This is a genomic window from Allobosea sp., from assembly GCF_017308015.1.
Taxonomy (GTDB): Bacteria; Pseudomonadota; Alphaproteobacteria; order Rhizobiales; family Beijerinckiaceae; genus Allobosea.
In genome coordinates, this window is record NZ_JAFKFW010000017.1 from 94,955 (window position 1) to 109,313 (window position 14,359).

A 14,359-nucleotide genomic window follows, 5' to 3' on the forward strand; every position below is an offset into this window, starting at 1 on the left:
TCAACGGAATAGGCGGTCGCGCAGCGCAAGAGCGCGGACAGCTGCGGGCAGGAAAATGTTGTTGGCAGGCCAATAGGGGATCGAGGGGAGGGGACGATCGTATGCGCTGGCCTGCGTTTCCTCGCCCAGTATCTTCAGGCCAATTCGATGGCCAAGATAGGTGGACATCGGGACCCCGACGCCGCAGCAACCGAGCATATAGTGAACGCCTTCCTCGACACCGATATGTGGGATCCAATCATCCGTAAGGGCAAAGGTCCCCGACCAGCAGTGGCTCACACGGGCATCGCGTAAAGCCGGAAAACGCGTCTGAAAGAAGCCGAAAAGGCGACGGGCCTTTGTGCGCAAGTCCCGATCCGATCGTCCAGCGCGCCCGCTCACGACTAAGCGCTTGTCGCCGGCTGGCGCCATGTAATGCAGGATCTGTAATGTATCGCTGAACGACCTGAGGTGCGGCAGAACCGCCCTCATTTGATCCGCTGGCATTTCCTCCGTCACGAGCGCGAAGGCCGGGACGATCGTCAATCGCCGACGAAGGGTGCGCATGATCGAGGTGTCGCGACCCGTCTCGGCATTGGTCGCGACGATCACCTCGGAACTCGTGTACCTGTGCCCGCCAGCAACAACTTCGAAGCCGTAGTTCGTTCGGCTGATGTCGGTGACACGTCGTTGTTCAGCGAGGAATACACCCGCTCCCAGCGCGGCATGAGCCAATCCGCGATGAAAGAGAGCTGGCTGCAGGGTTGCAGACGACTTGACCACGAGAACGCCGTGGAAGGCGTCGGAGCCAATTTCGGCAGACTGCCGCGCCGAGTTCAGCAGCTCGACTTCGCCCATTGTTTGCCGGAACGTAGGAAGAGAGGCCTCGAGCTTGGCGTAGGCGCGTTCGCTGTGCGCCGCCACCACCCGTCCTCGGGTCTGGAGGTTACAGTCTATGTTCTCGTCGACGATGATACGTTCGACATATTCGCGCGCTAGCCGGGCCTCGCGATAAACCTCTCGCGCGACGTCTGCGCCGTAACGGGCGGTGATTTGGGCAAGCTTCGCCTTCGGCAAATTTCCGAGGGATCCGGCCGAGCGGGAGGATGCTCCCTCGCCAACGCGGCCTGCCTCAAAGACGATCACGGACTTGTTGGCTCGGGCGAGCGTCAAGGCCGTCGACAAACCGGCGTAGCCGCCGCCGACGACGATGACGTCGACATTGTTCGGCAGCTCCCTTGATGTCCTCGGAAGAGGGGGGAGGCTCTCGGTCCAGTAAGGCTCGGTTGAGAAGCGCTCGGAGAGGGCGTCGGTCATCGAGCGGCTCCTGCATTCAAGGAAGCCTGCCGCTCCGGTCCTTGGTTTCGGTCCCAGGTCGCCTCAACCGACTTGTCGAGCTTGTGCTTCATGATCCGCTCGCTGGGAGTGCGTTCAAAACTCGAAACGAAAGCGACGTATCGAGGGTTCTGGTAGGGGGCCAGTCGCTTACTGAGCCATGCAGAGAGTTCGGTTTCCGAAACAACAAAGCCCGGCTTGAGCTCGACGAAGAGCTTGATCTCCTGCTCTCCGATCTCGGCCTCCACACCCACTGCCGCACTGTCGGCTACCGCAGGATGCAGGATCACGACTTGCTCGACTTCCATCGCAGATACGTTCTCGCCCCGGCACCGTATGCTGTCGGTCTTTCTGCCGTGGAAGAACAGCCGGCCGGCCTCGTCGAACGAGCCGATGTCGTTAGTGAACATCTTGCCGTCACGGAGGGCACTGCGTGTTGCTTCTTCATTCCGGAAGTAGCCGGAGAAAAGCGCATGAGGCACATTGGCAGTAACGACGATTTCGCCTCGTGTATGGGCTGGGACGGGAGCCCCCATCTCGTCCAGAACCTCGACCTTGAACCACGGTACAGAGCGTCCGACGCTGCCCGGTGTGCCGTCGCCGTTGAAGGTCGCTATGCTGGCTGTTTCGGTCATCCCGTAGGCCTCGCGTAGAGAGATGCCGAAACGGTCCTGGATCGTGTTCCAGTTGTCTGCGCGAGCACCGGCTCCCCAGCCGACACGGGCGCCATGACTGCGATCGATTTGGCTTGCGGGGCGCTTCAGCAGCATCTGCAGGATGCCGCCTAGGTAATGGACATGGGTGCAGCCGAGCGTCTGAACCTGTTCCCAGAAGTTGGACACGCTAAGCTTCTCGACGAGCTGGATGGAGATGCGGCGCAGCAGCGGCATCAGCAGCACCTGAGCTCCGCCGACGTGATACATCGGCTCCCACATGTGAAGGCGGTCGCCATCTCGGGCGTCGGCCAGAAGAGCGGCCGCCTCGGCAGCGAAGCGCATCATGCCGTGCGTTACGAGCACGCCCTTCGGATGCCCGGTCGTGCCCGACGTATACATGATGGCAAAGAGCGTCGCGGCGTCCGTCGGGTGTTCGCTCCAGTCACCCCGTGCACCGAGGAGATCACCAATCGTCTCGTTTGTGCCGCTGAACGAGATGATATCGGTCTGTCCAAGATCGGCGCCGCATTCCTTGAGGCTGGAGATCTTGTCCTCGTCGACGAGGATCACCTTCGGGCTGGAATGTTCAACCAGGTATTTCAGGCCTACACCGCGCTGCTGGGGATTTACCGGGATCCAGACCAGACCAGAACGAGCTAGCCCATAGAGCAGTGCTGCAACCTCCGGCCGATTGGCCATCATGACCGCGACGCGATCACCGGATACGAGGCCTTTGCGTTTCAGGGCGACGGCCACGGCGCGAGAGCTTCGCTCCAGGTCAGCGAATGTAAGGGTTTGCGCGCCGAATTTCATGAACTCAGCTTCGGGCATTGCCTGGCAGCGCGCATGGAGAAGGTCGAGGAAGCCCCGATTGTCGATCGTCATCTCAGGTTCCAAAGCTAGGCGGTCTTTTTCCCGCCGACGCGTTCGGCGACGAGGAGGAGGAGAAGCGCGAGTGCGAACACGACGACGGACGCAGCTGCGATCGTGGGGTTCAGTTGCAGGAACATGTCGTCCCACATCTGCTTGGGCAGCGTCGTCATGATCCCGCCGGAGACGAAAATCGCCAAGGTGAGCTCGTCGAAGGAGGTGATGAAGGCGAAGAGGAAAGCCGCGATGAGCGCGCCCTTGGTTAGCGGAACGGTCACTCGGGCGAGAACTTTGAGCCTTGCAGCTCCGAGCGTTGCGGCAGCCTGATCGAGGCGCCAGTCGTAGTTTTTGAGGACAGCGGCGATCGTCACGAATGTGAACGGCAAAGCCAGGATCACGTGACCGATGATCAGGCCGGCCCGGGTCCCGATCAGCCCCAGTCCTGCGAACAAATACATGAGACCGACACCATAGACGATGCGAGGCACGATCATCGGCGACAGCATGAGAGCGAATATCGCGCCCTTCCACCGCATATCGGTCTTGGCGAGGCCCAGAGCGGCCAGTCCGCCCACGATCGTGGCGATCGCGGCACTCGCAAATCCGATGACGAACGAGTTCAGCGTCGCATTGATCCAGAGGGGAGAGTTTAGATAGAGGTCGAACCATCGCAGGCTGTAGCCTGCCGGCGGGAAGTCGAGGAAGCTGGAGCTCGTGAACGCAACCGGCACGACCACCAGCGTCGGTGCCGCCAGGAAGAAGAGAACGAGCCCACAGTACATCGGAGCCAGCCGGCTCATGATACCCGCGGGCAAGATCCACTCGGCAGCAGAGGCGATCATTTGCGAAACGGCTGCGCAGACGCTGAGGATCTTTCGGCCAACAAGGCGCAGCACGTTACTCTGGGACCGCGGTACGGTTGCTCCTCCGGAAAGCGATGACATTCCGAAAAGACGGTCATAAGCCAGCCAGGCTATGAACGTGGCGCCCAGAAGGAGCACGGAAAGCGTGCTGGCGAAGGCGAAGTTCAGAAGCTGCTGAATTTGGGAAATGATCAGCTGGGCCAGGAAGGTCTGCTGGGGCCCGCCGAGCAGCGCAGGCACGATGAAGAAGCCCAATGAGGTGATGAAGGTCAGTAGCCAAGCGGAAGTGAGCCCTGGCAGGGAAAGCGGAACGAAAGTCAGCCAGAAGCCCTTCGCCGGGTGAGCACCCAATGTCTGAGAAGCCTGGAGCAGACGCATATCGACCGAGGTCACGACCGGTAGCATGGTCAGCACTGCTAGAGGCAGCATGCCATGCACCATTCCGACGATGACTGCGCCTTCACCCTGGAGCATCGAAAGTGGTTCGCCTCCGGCCGCTCCCACGATCTGATTGATGACGCCCGTTCGGCCCATCACCAACATCCAGGCGAAGGTCTTCACGAGATAGCTCGTCCAGAACGGGATAAGCACAAAAATCAGAACACGGCTGCGAGCTCGGGGCGAAAGCCCGGCCATCCAGTATGCGAGGGGAAATCCAAGCAGAACCGAAAGGCAGGCCGTGATGGCGGATATCCGCAACGTTACCGTCAGCACCCGCAGGTAGAGCGGTGTGGAGACGATGCGAGCGTAATTGTCTCCGCTGAGCGCGCCATTCTGATCATAAATGCTAAGGGTCAGCAGCTGCAGAACGGGCCAAAGGAAGAAGAAGGCCAGCAGCCCGATCGCCGGCACGATCATCCAGATTGCCGACGGTCGAAACCGATTCTGGGCGGGCAGTTGCGTGAGGTGCATCATCGCCGGACCACCACAGCTGCCGAGCTGGGCCAGCTGAATTCGACAACCTCACCAAGGGCTGGTGTGGTTGAGGTCGCATTCACGCGGCAAATGAGCGTTCCGTACTCTTCCATTTCGGCGAGGACGCTGACATCAGCGCCGCCAAAGATCGTCTCGATCACGCGGCCTTTGAGGCGGTTCTCGCCTTCGCCCCGCAGGCTGATCGCCTCGGGACGGACGACGAGAGCGACGTCCTCACCCTCGACGAAGCGATGGGCCTGCGTGCCGAAGGAGCGGCTTCCACAGCGAACGCTTGGTCCCTGCTCTTTCCCTTCGGCCTTGCCTGCCAGGACGTTCGACGTACCGATGAAGCGAGCGGCGAAGGAAGTCTCCGGCCGGGCATATATGTCTCTCGGACTGGCGACCTGCTCCACGCGTGCCTGGTTCATCAGGCAGATGCGATCGGACATCGCCAGCGCCTCTTCCTGATCATGGGTGACATAGATGATCGTCGCCCCGGTTTTGCGATGCAGCTGCTTGATTTCGACCTGAAGGTGCTCGCGCAGTTTGCGATCAAGAGCACCGAGAGGCTCGTCCATCAGAATGACGGAGGGCTGGTAGACGAAGCAGCGAGCAAGCGCGACGCGTTGCTGCTGGCCACCGGACAGCTCTCGCGGAAAGCGGGTGCCCAATTCGCTGAGCCGCACCAGCTCAAGCGCGTCGTTGACCTTCGTACGGACGTCGGCCGATCTCAGCCCCCGCATTTCCAGTGGGAATGCGATGTTTTCGGCGACGGTGAGATGCGGGAACAGGGCGTAATGTTGAAAAACCAGGCCAATGTCCCGCTTGTGAACTGGCGTGTCTGTTTGATCCTGCCCGTCGATGATGACCCGGCCTTGGCTCGGGGGAACGAGGCCGCAGATCATCTGCAGCAACGTTGTCTTGCCGGAGCCGGAGGGGCCCAGGAGCGTGAGGAATTCACCGCTGGAGATGGTCAGGTCGGTGGGAAGCAGTGCGTCGATTTCGCCATATCGCTTGGCGATTCCCCGGACTTGCAGTTTGTCTGCGCACTCACCCATCAGCTGTTCCCTTGATCATAATGAGTATTGTATTATAATACTTTTTAGTACCTTACGGTCCCTTCCATTCCCATGTCAATGCCTCTAGGTTGGCAAGGCGGCGCATAGGCGCCGGATAGAAAGAGCGAAACTGATGAATAAGACCGCGGCGGCGAAAGTGTCGAAGAAGACGGTGAGCGTCGATGATAATCCGCTTATGGTCAGATCAGTCGAGAAGGCGCTTAAAGTTCTCGATGTCTTCGTTCGATGCGGGCATAGCTTGAGCTTGACGGCGCTCGCCGCCGAACTCGGAGTAGATAAAAGCACTGCGCAAAGATTCTCTCATACGCTTGAACGGCTTGGTTATCTTAAAAGAAATCCGGCGACGAAGCACTTTGATCTGGGAATAAAGGTGCTTGATCTAGGTTACGGTTTCCTTCACGCGAATACTTTGCTAAATCGTGCGATGCCGTATCTTATACATCTCAGCCGCGAGACGGAGGAGACTATCAACATCACGATGCGAGATGGCGCAGAGATCGTATTCGTGTCACGTTTCATGAGCAGACACTTGTTCAATACCGATGTAACCATCGGTACGCGCATGCCTGTTTACTGCACGGCGCCGGGGATTGCGATGCTGTCGAAACTGCCCCGTGCCGAAGCCATCTCACTCCTGGAACAGTGTGATCGGCGGAAGATCACCGAGAATACGACCTGGGAAATGGAGGCGCTGGAAGCAAAACTCGATGTCAGTGGCTCCCGCGGCTACGCAACGGCGTTTGAGGAGTTTTACCACGACGACCTGTCAATATCGGCGCCGATCTTCGATGCTGGACTGCCGTTAGCAGCGGTGACGGTCTCCGTTTCGAGGGTTCGCTTTACGCCTCAGGAGGCGGAGGCGCGCTTCTCGTCGCTCGTCGTTGCGGCTGCTCGATCAATCTCAAACTCGACACCGCAAATTCCGATCTCTCGTGGATAAAAACCGGAATCGCTGCAGCGCATCAATTTCATGATCAAGTATGACAATGTAATACTTTGTTTCTTTATGTTTGACATGCCCCATTGCCATGTGCTCCGTTGCCTCTCGCGCCAGACTGAGGGGCGTTTAAGTCGGAGCACGGGACGGCGTTCGCATGAATCAAGCATTGCCACGGGTCACCTATTCAAACATCGGTACCGATTTCTCAGGTGTATTCGGCCTGCTGCAAAAGCAGCTTGAGCAAGACGCCGCTGCCCCGGCTCGCGCATTCCCCAATCTGATCGGTGGCAAGCCTGACGAGGCTGGCGCTCGCTATATCGCTAGAAGCCCGATCGATGGTTCGGAGATCGGCTCATTTTTCGAAGCCGGGCAGGGTGAGGTCGATCGTGCGATTTCGGCCGCGAGTGCTGCTTTCCGGGAATGGGGCTCGCGTCCCTGGAAGGAGCGCGTGGCGCTCGTGCGTCGGGTCGCCGACCGCCTCTCGGACCATAAATACGAAGTCGCCGCCGCTTGCATTCGTGAGGTCGGTAAGTCCTTCGGCGAAGCCATGGGCGAGGTCGAGGAAGCGATCGACCTGGTGCGCTATTACAGCGACCAGCTTGAGGCCAATGATGGCTTCTATCGCCCCCTGTCGCGAGCGGTTCCGATCGAAGAAACCTCGGACGTGCTACGCCCTTATGGCGTTTTCGCCGTCATCGTCCCGTTCAACTTCCCGGTCGCTCTTGGGATCGGCATGCTTGCGGGCGCTCTTCTCGGCGGGAATGCCGTCGTGCTCAAGCCAAGCCCTCAGGCAGGCCTGACCGGCCACTGGCTGGCCCGTCTTTGCGAGGAGGCGGGTATCCCGGGAGGCGTCGTCAACCTGCTTTGTGGAGGTGCCGAAGTCGGGCAGGCTCTGGTCGATCATTCAGGCGTTGCCGGCTACGCCTTCATCGGATCCCACGCGGTTGGGACGCGCATCCTGCGCAGCGTTGCAGCAGGCGGCTACAATCGCCCGGTCATCATCGAAATGGGTGGAAAGAACCCCTGCTACGTCACGGCTAGCGCCGATCTCGACGTTGCCGCCGAGGGCGTCATGCGCTCGGCATTCGGGCTGCAGGGGCAGAAGTGCTCGTCTTGCTCCAAGGTCTATGTCGACCGTCGGGTCTACGCGGAGTTCATGGACAAGCTGGTCGCGAAGTCCAGGGCGATCAAGATCGGTGCCCCGCGGTCGGCGGCGACTTTCATGGGGCCGCTGATCAATGAAGCGGCGTTCCAGCGTTTCGCCCAGGCCTGCGATCAAGCTCGCCGGGATGGCCGTATCGTTCACGGCGGTGAGCGCCTCGAGGGCGGGGAATATGACGGCGGCTTTTATGTCGCGCCGACCATTGTGGAGGGTCTGGCGGCCGAGCATCGACTGAACAAGGACGAGCTGTTCCTTCCGTTTCTCTCCGTCCAAGTCTTCGATGATCTGGAGATGGCGATCCGGGACGGCAATGACATCGCCTACGGCCTCACCGCCGGTGCCTACGCACGCGACGAGGCCGAGCTCAATCTTTTCCTCGACAAGGCCGAGGCGGGAGCTCTCTACGCCAATCGCGCAAGCGGTGCGACCACTGGCGCCTGGCCGGGAGTCCAGACCTTCTGCGGCTGGAAGGGTTCAGGTGTAGCCGGCAAAGGCGCGCTCGGGCCGTACTACGTCCAGCAGTTCATGCGCGAGCAGAGCCGCACAATCATGCGCACCAGCGCAGCGGCGGAGTGACAAGACTATGAGCGATACAGTTCTTTCCTCGATCGATGATGGTGTAGGTCTCATCACTCTCAACCGGCCCAACGTGCTCAATGCCTGGGACGCACCGATGCGTTCGGTTCTCCTTGCGACGTTGCGTCGTTTGGAAAGCGACGAGACGGTTCGCGCAATCGTTGTCACCGGTGCTGGAGATCGCGCCTTCAGCGCCGGGCAGGATCTGAACGAGACAAAAAAATTCTCCGGCGATGACGGGAAAGCCTGGATTGCAGAGTGGGAGACCCTCTACGGCTTGGTTCGCTCGCTTTCGAAGCCTTTCATTGCGGCACTGAATGGCGTGGCCGCGGGTTCGGCATTCCAGTTCTCCTTGCTGACCGATATCCGGATCGCGCACGCCGGTGTGAAGATGGGCCAGCCAGAGATCAATTCCGGCATCGCCAGCACGCTCGGTCCTTGGATCATGCGCGAGATGCTCGGTCTGTCGCGCACCATCGAGCTCACCCTCACGGGTCGAATGATGAATGCGGACGAATGTCACCGCATCGGCCTGATCTCCGAGATCGTCGATCAGCAGCGTGTGCTGCCGCGAGCTCTTGAACTGGCGCGTGAACTTGCTGCCAAGCCTCCCGTCGCGATGCGGCTGAACAAGGCGCGGTTCCGCGAGGTGACCGAAGCCGGATTCATCGACGCGCTGCGGGCCGGTGAGGTCATGCAGAAGGAATCCTACGGCTCAGGAGAGCCCGCTCGGATGATGGAAGAGTTCTTCCGGCAGCGGCGCGCTCGCGCCTGAGCCGAAGGGGCTGGTGATTTCTACAAGAAGGGGAAGAACATGAATTTATCACGTCGCAATGTGCTGCAGGGAGCAGCCGCCGTCGGTGTCGCAGGACCAGCCGCTTTCGTGCCCGGGACAGGTCATGCCCAGATCAAGCAGATCATCGTGGCCGATCCAGGCGGAGCGTATGGCGAAGCCTTCCGGAAGGCATTCTACGATCCGTTCGAAAAGGCGACCGGCATTCGGGTTATCAATGTTGCGCGCGAGGCCGAGCCCACCGCGCAGATCAAGGCGATCGTCGAGACGAAGTCCTATACTTGGGACGCTTCCATTCTCACGATGGCCGCTCGCGACATCCTGCAAGGGCAGAATCTTCTCGACACGATCGATGTCGCGCCCGCTGACACTGCCGGCATGCTTCCCGAGGCGGTTACGCCGTACTGGCTCGGGACGGACATGTACGCGACCTTGTTCGCCTACCGCACCGACAAGTTCAAAGGTGAAGCCCCGCAGAGCTGGGCCGATTTCTGGGACGTCAAGCGGTTCCCGGGCCGCAGAAGCCTTTCGAAGAGCCCGATCGATACCCTGGAACAGGCACTCCTTGCCGACGGGGTTCCGGTGGACAAGCTCTATCCCCTCGATCTGGATCGCGCGTTCAAGAGCCTCGATCGCATCAAGTCGCATGTGGCGGTCTGGTGGACGGGTGGCGCGCAGTCGGCGCAGATCATTCAATCCGGCGAAGTCGACATGGTCGCCATCTGGAATGGCCGGGCACAGTCTGTGCTGGACGGGGGCGCGCCGATCAAGCTCGTTTGGAATCAGGGCATCTACTCTGTCGAGGGGTTCTCCATTCCGAAGGGTGGACCTCGGGTTGCGGCCGTTCGTCAGTTCATCAAGTTCTGCGCGAATGCCGAGAGGCAGGCGGCCTACACCCAGTTCCTGAGCTATGGCCCGACCAACACCGACGCCTATAAGTTCATTCCCAAGGAACGAGCTGCCATGCTTCCGTCCAGCCCGGAGAATTTGAAGAGCATGGTCAAGCAGGATGAGAAGTGGTGGGGGCAGCATAGGGCTAACGCTCTTGAGCGCTTCAACACCTGGCTTCTCACCTGACGCATTGAAGGCCGCCAGCATGGCTGGCGGCCTCTCTCTACTCTAGAGTTCGCGGTATCAGATGGCTTCCTCCAACACCGGGCACGTCCTTCACCGTAAGCCGGGATCGCTGCCGCCTACGCTTGTCCGTGGCAAAGGCCTGCGGGTTTGGACCGGTGACGGTCGAGAGTTTCTGGATGCGGTTTCGGGAGGCGCCGCTGTTTCATGCCTTGGGCATGGAAACGAAGAAGTAGAAGACGCGATCAAGACGCAGTTGGCGGAATTACCCTTCTACCACACGTCCTTTTTTACCTCTGAGCCGGCAGAACGTCTCGCCGATGCATTGATGGAAAATGCACCGGAAGGCCTCTCTCGGGTGTTGTTCTGCTCGGGCGGTTCCGAGGCTGTTGAAGCTGCCTTGAAGCTGGCTCGCCAGTACTGGGTGGAACGAGGAGAGCCTTCCCGCTCCAGGATTATTTCGCGCCGCCAGAGCTACCATGGCGCCACCCTCGGCGCGCTTTCGGTCGGCGGCAACATGAAGCGGCGTGAGGTATATGCGCCGCTGCTTTTCAACGCCCATTTCATCGAGCCTTGCTACGAGTATCGTTTGCGCCAACCCGGCGAGGACATCACAAGTTACGGCGAGCGGGCGGCTTCGGAACTCGAAACAGCAATTCTGGAACTCGGCCCCGAGAATGTCGCTGCCTTCATTTGCGAGCCGGTCGTGGGCGCGACGCTTGGCGCCGTGCCGGCAGCGCCCGGATATCTGAAGAAGATACGAGCGATCTGCGATCACTACGGCATTCTCATGATCCTTGACGAGATCATGTGTGGCGTCAGTCGGACTGGCTGGCATTTCGCCTGCGCGGAGGATGGGGTCTCCCCGGATCTGATCACAATCGCGAAGGGCCTTGGCGGCGGATTTCAGCCGGTGGGCGCTGTGGTCGTTAGCAGCCGTGTTGAGGCAGCGCTGGCGGACGGCAGTGGCGAGCTGAAGCATGGTTTCACCTATATGGCTCACCCCGTTGCCTGCGCGGCGGGATTGGCTGTCCAGCAGTACATCGCCGCACACGACTTAACGGCGGCTGCACGGATCAGAGGAGGCGAGCTTCGAACCGCGCTTCTGCAGGCGTTTCAAGACCATCCATATATCGGTGATGTTCGGGGCAGGGGACTGTTTCTTGGCCTGGAGCTCGTTGCGGACCGCGCGTCAAAGAACCCCTTCAATCCCGCACATGCAGTTCACGCGAAGCTGAAACAGGCGGCGATCGAACGCGGTCTTCTGGTCTATCCAGGGGGTGGCTGCATCGACGGGACGCGTGGCGATCATATTCTTCTCGCACCGGCACTAACGGTCTCGGCCGATGAGGTCGCCGAGATCGTCGAGCGTTTGCGCTTGGCGATTTCGGACGTTCCCCTCGCCCAATTGGCGAAAGACTAGGCAGCCCGCATTACGCCGCCCGGAAAACCTGGATCGCCAAAGGTCCCCTTTGCGCGCGAGGATATTTCATGACCGAAGCCTTCATCTGCGCCTATGTCCGCACGCCGATCGGGCGCTTCGGCGGCTCGCTGTCCTCCGTGCGGGCGGATGATCTCGGGGCGGTGCCGCTGAAGGCGCTGGTCGAGCGGCATCCGGGTGTGGATTTCGGCGCGGTCGACGACGTGATCTATGGCTGTGCCAATCAGGCGGGGGAGGACAACCGCAACGTCGCGCGCATGTCGCTGCTGCTCGCCGGCCTGCCCAGGGAGGTGCCGGGCACGACGATCAACCGGCTCTGCGGCTCGGGCATGGATGCGGTCATCGCCGCGGCGCGCGCCATCAAGGCGGGCGAGGCCGAATTGATGATCGCCGGCGGCGTCGAGAGCATGTCGCGCGCGCCCTTCGTCATGCCCAAGGCCGACAGCGCCTTCTCGCGCCATGCCGAGATCCACGACACCACGATCGGCTGGCGCTTCGTCAACCCGCTGATGAAGGCACAGTACGGCATCGATTCCATGCCGGAGACCGGCGAGAATGTCGCCGCCGACTGCCATGTCAGCCGTGCCGACCAGGACGCCTTCGCCCTGCGCTCGCAGCTCAAGGCGGTCGCGGCCCAGCAGAACGGCCGGCTCGCCAAGGAGATCGTCCCGGTCCTGATCCCGCAGCGCAAGGGCGGTCCCGTCCTGGTCGAGATCGACGAGCATCCGCGCGGCGACACCACCTTGGAGAAGCTCGCCAAGCTCGGCACGCCGTTCCGCAAGGAAGGCGGCACCGTCACCGCCGGCAATGCGTCGGGCGTCAATGACGGCGCGGCGGCGCTGATCATCGCCTCGGAGAAGGCGGCCGCGAAATACGGGCTGACGCCGATCGCGCGGGTGCTCGGCGGCGCGACCGGCGGCATCGCGCCGCGCGTCATGGGGCTAGGCCCGATCCCGGCGACGCACAAGCTCTGCGGGCGCCTCGGCCTGAAGCCCACCGATTTCGACATCGTCGAGCTGAACGAGGCCTTCGCCAGCCAGGGCATCGCCGTGCTGCGCGAGCTCGGCATCGCCGAGGACGGCGCGCATGTGAACCCCAATGGCGGCGCGATCGCGCTCGGTCACCCGCTCGGCATGTCCGGCGCCCGGATCAGCGGCACAGCCGCGCTGGAGCTGTCCTTGACCGGCAAGAGGCGCGCGCTCGCCACCATGTGCATCGGCGTCGGACAAGGTATCGCGGTCGCGCTCGAAAGGGCGTGATAGGGTCGACACAATCGCCCATAACCGAAGAAGGCAAGAAGGCCAGATGACAGGTAAGATCTATGACGGGCCGGGGGCTGCGCTCGACGGGCTGCTGTTCGACGGGATGACGATCATGTCTGGCGGCTTCGGCCTGTCGGGCAACCCCGAGAGCCTGATCCCTGAGATCCGCGATTCCGGCGTGAAGAACATCACGGTGATCTCGAACAATGCCGGCGCCGACGGCTTCGGCCTGTGGATGCTCCTGCAATCCGGAAGATGATCGCGTCCTATGTCGGCGAGAACAAGCTGTTCGAGCAGCAATATCTGGCCGGCGAGCTGGAACTGGAGCTGAACCCGCAGGGCACTTTGGCCGAGCGGATCCGCGCCGGCGGCGCCGGCATCCCGGCCTTCTACACCAAGACCGGCGTCGGCACGGTCGTCGCCGAGGGCAAGCCGGTCGAGGAGTTCGAAGGGCAGCTCTATGTCCGCGAAACCTGGCTGCGTGCCGATCTCGCCATCGTCAAGGCCTGGAAGGCCGATACCGCCGGCAACCTCGTCTATCGGAAGACCGCACGGAACTTCAATCCGAACATGGCGACCGCCGGCAAGGTGACGGTCGCCGAGGTCGAGGAAATCGTCCCGGCCGGCTCGCTCGACCCCGAGGCGATCCACACGCCCGGCATCTATGTCGACCGCGTCATCAAGAGCACGATCAACGAGAAGCGCATCGAGAAGCTGACCGAGCGCAAGAGGGAGGCAGCCTGATGGCCTGGACCCGCGAAGAGGTCGCTGCGCGTGCGGCCAAGGAGCTGAAGGACGGCTTCTACGTCAATCTCGGCATCGGCATCCCGACGCTGGTGGCGAACTACATCCCCGAGGGCGTCGACGTCACCTTGCAGTCCGAGAACGGCCTGCTCGGCATCGGTCCCTTCCCCTATGAGGGCGAGGCCGATCCCGACCTGATCAATGCCGGCAAGCAGACGATCACGATCCTGCCGAGCTCGAGCTTCTTCTCCTCGGCCGATAGCTTCGCGATGATCCGCGGCGGCCATATCGACCTGACCATCCTCGGCGCCATGGAAGTGGCCGCCAACGGCGACATCGCCAACTGGACGATTCCCGGCAAGATGGTGAAGGGCATGGGCGGCGCGATGGACCTCGTCGCCGGCGTGAAGAAGGTCATCGTCGTGATGGACCACGCCAACAAGGCCGGCGAATCCAAGGTGCTGGAGCGCTGCTCGCTGCCGCTGACCGGGGCGGGCGTGGTCGACATGATCATCACCGATCTCTGCGTGATGAGCTGCGACAAGGCCAATGGCGGCGGTTTGACCCTGATCGAGATCGCGCCGGGCGTCACCCTCGACGAGATCAAGGCCAAGACGGCTGCTCCCTTCACCGTCGCCCCAAGCCTCGCAAAGGCCGCGTGAGCGGACTT

The 14,359-nt window shown here is 61.4% G+C and carries 11 protein-coding genes and 1 pseudogene; 8 read left to right on the forward strand and 4 right to left on the reverse strand.

The features are described from left to right. The 4 genes from J0I42_RS15405 to J0I42_RS15420 are packed head-to-tail and all read right to left on the reverse strand — an operon-like array spanning nt 1 to nt 5,676. Nucleotides 1-1,296: an NAD(P)/FAD-dependent oxidoreductase gene (locus tag J0I42_RS15405; protein ID WP_291655977.1), complete on the reverse strand. Its 1,296-nt coding sequence runs from the start codon at nt 1,294-1,296 to the stop codon at nt 1-3. Next, nucleotides 1,293-2,855: a class I adenylate-forming enzyme family protein gene (locus J0I42_RS15410; RefSeq protein ID WP_291655979.1), complete on the reverse strand. Its 1,563-nt coding sequence runs from the start codon at nt 2,853-2,855 to the stop codon at nt 1,293-1,295. The genes J0I42_RS15405 and J0I42_RS15410 overlap by 4 nt, the downstream gene beginning before the upstream one ends. Nucleotides 2,856-2,869: 14 nt before the next feature. After that, on the reverse strand, nt 2,870-4,618 hold the full coding sequence (locus J0I42_RS15415; protein WP_291655981.1) for an ABC transporter permease subunit: 1,749 nt from the start codon (nt 4,616-4,618) through the stop codon (nt 2,870-2,872). After that, nucleotides 4,615-5,676: an ABC transporter ATP-binding protein gene (locus J0I42_RS15420; protein WP_291655982.1), complete on the reverse strand. Its 1,062-nt coding sequence runs from the start codon at nt 5,674-5,676 to the stop codon at nt 4,615-4,617. The genes J0I42_RS15415 and J0I42_RS15420 overlap by 4 nt, the downstream gene beginning before the upstream one ends. Nucleotides 5,677-5,809: 133 nt before the next feature. On the opposite strand from J0I42_RS15420, the gene J0I42_RS15425 reads away from it, so the two are divergent. The 8 genes and pseudogenes from J0I42_RS15425 to J0I42_RS15460 all read left to right on the forward strand — a co-directional run bounded on the left by J0I42_RS15425 (nt 5,810) and on the right by J0I42_RS15460 (nt 14,351). After that, nucleotides 5,810-6,637 (forward strand): IclR family transcriptional regulator, encoded by an 828-nt coding sequence (locus tag J0I42_RS15425; protein ID WP_291655984.1) that lies wholly within the window; start codon nt 5,810-5,812, stop codon nt 6,635-6,637. Nucleotides 6,638-6,791: 154 nt separating this feature from the next. After that, nucleotides 6,792-8,375 (forward strand): aldehyde dehydrogenase family protein, encoded by a 1,584-nt coding sequence (locus J0I42_RS15430; protein ID WP_291655985.1) that lies wholly within the window; start codon nt 6,792-6,794, stop codon nt 8,373-8,375. A 7-nt stretch (nt 8,376-8,382) separates the two neighbouring features. Further along, nucleotides 8,383-9,150 carry an enoyl-CoA hydratase/isomerase family protein gene (locus tag J0I42_RS15435; RefSeq protein ID WP_291655987.1) on the forward strand — a complete coding sequence of 256 codons (768 nt, stop codon included), beginning with the start codon at nt 8,383-8,385 and terminating at the stop codon, nt 9,148-9,150. Between the two features lie 39 nt (nt 9,151-9,189). Further along, the gene (locus tag J0I42_RS15440; protein WP_291655988.1) at nt 9,190-10,245 is read left to right on the forward strand and encodes an ABC transporter substrate-binding protein; all 1,056 of its coding nucleotides are present in this window, start codon (nt 9,190-9,192) and stop codon (nt 10,243-10,245) included. A gap of 61 nt (nt 10,246-10,306) precedes the next feature. Then, nucleotides 10,307-11,665: an aspartate aminotransferase family protein gene (locus J0I42_RS15445; RefSeq protein ID WP_291655990.1), complete on the forward strand. Its 1,359-nt coding sequence runs from the start codon at nt 10,307-10,309 to the stop codon at nt 11,663-11,665. Nucleotides 11,666-11,733: 68 nt separating this feature from the next. Next, the gene (pcaF, locus tag J0I42_RS15450; protein WP_291655991.1) at nt 11,734-12,942 is read left to right on the forward strand and encodes a 3-oxoadipyl-CoA thiolase; all 1,209 of its coding nucleotides are present in this window, start codon (nt 11,734-11,736) and stop codon (nt 12,940-12,942) included. A gap of 46 nt (nt 12,943-12,988) precedes the next feature. Beyond that, nucleotides 12,989-13,689 (forward strand): annotated as a pseudogene (locus J0I42_RS15455) (CoA transferase subunit A). Then, a complete protein-coding gene (locus J0I42_RS15460) occupies nt 13,689-14,351 on the forward strand; it encodes a 3-oxoacid CoA-transferase subunit B (RefSeq protein ID WP_291655993.1) in 663 nt (220 codons plus the stop codon). Before J0I42_RS15455 ends, J0I42_RS15460 begins: the two are co-directional and overlap by 1 nt. Nucleotides 14,352-14,359: the final 8 nt, after the last annotated feature.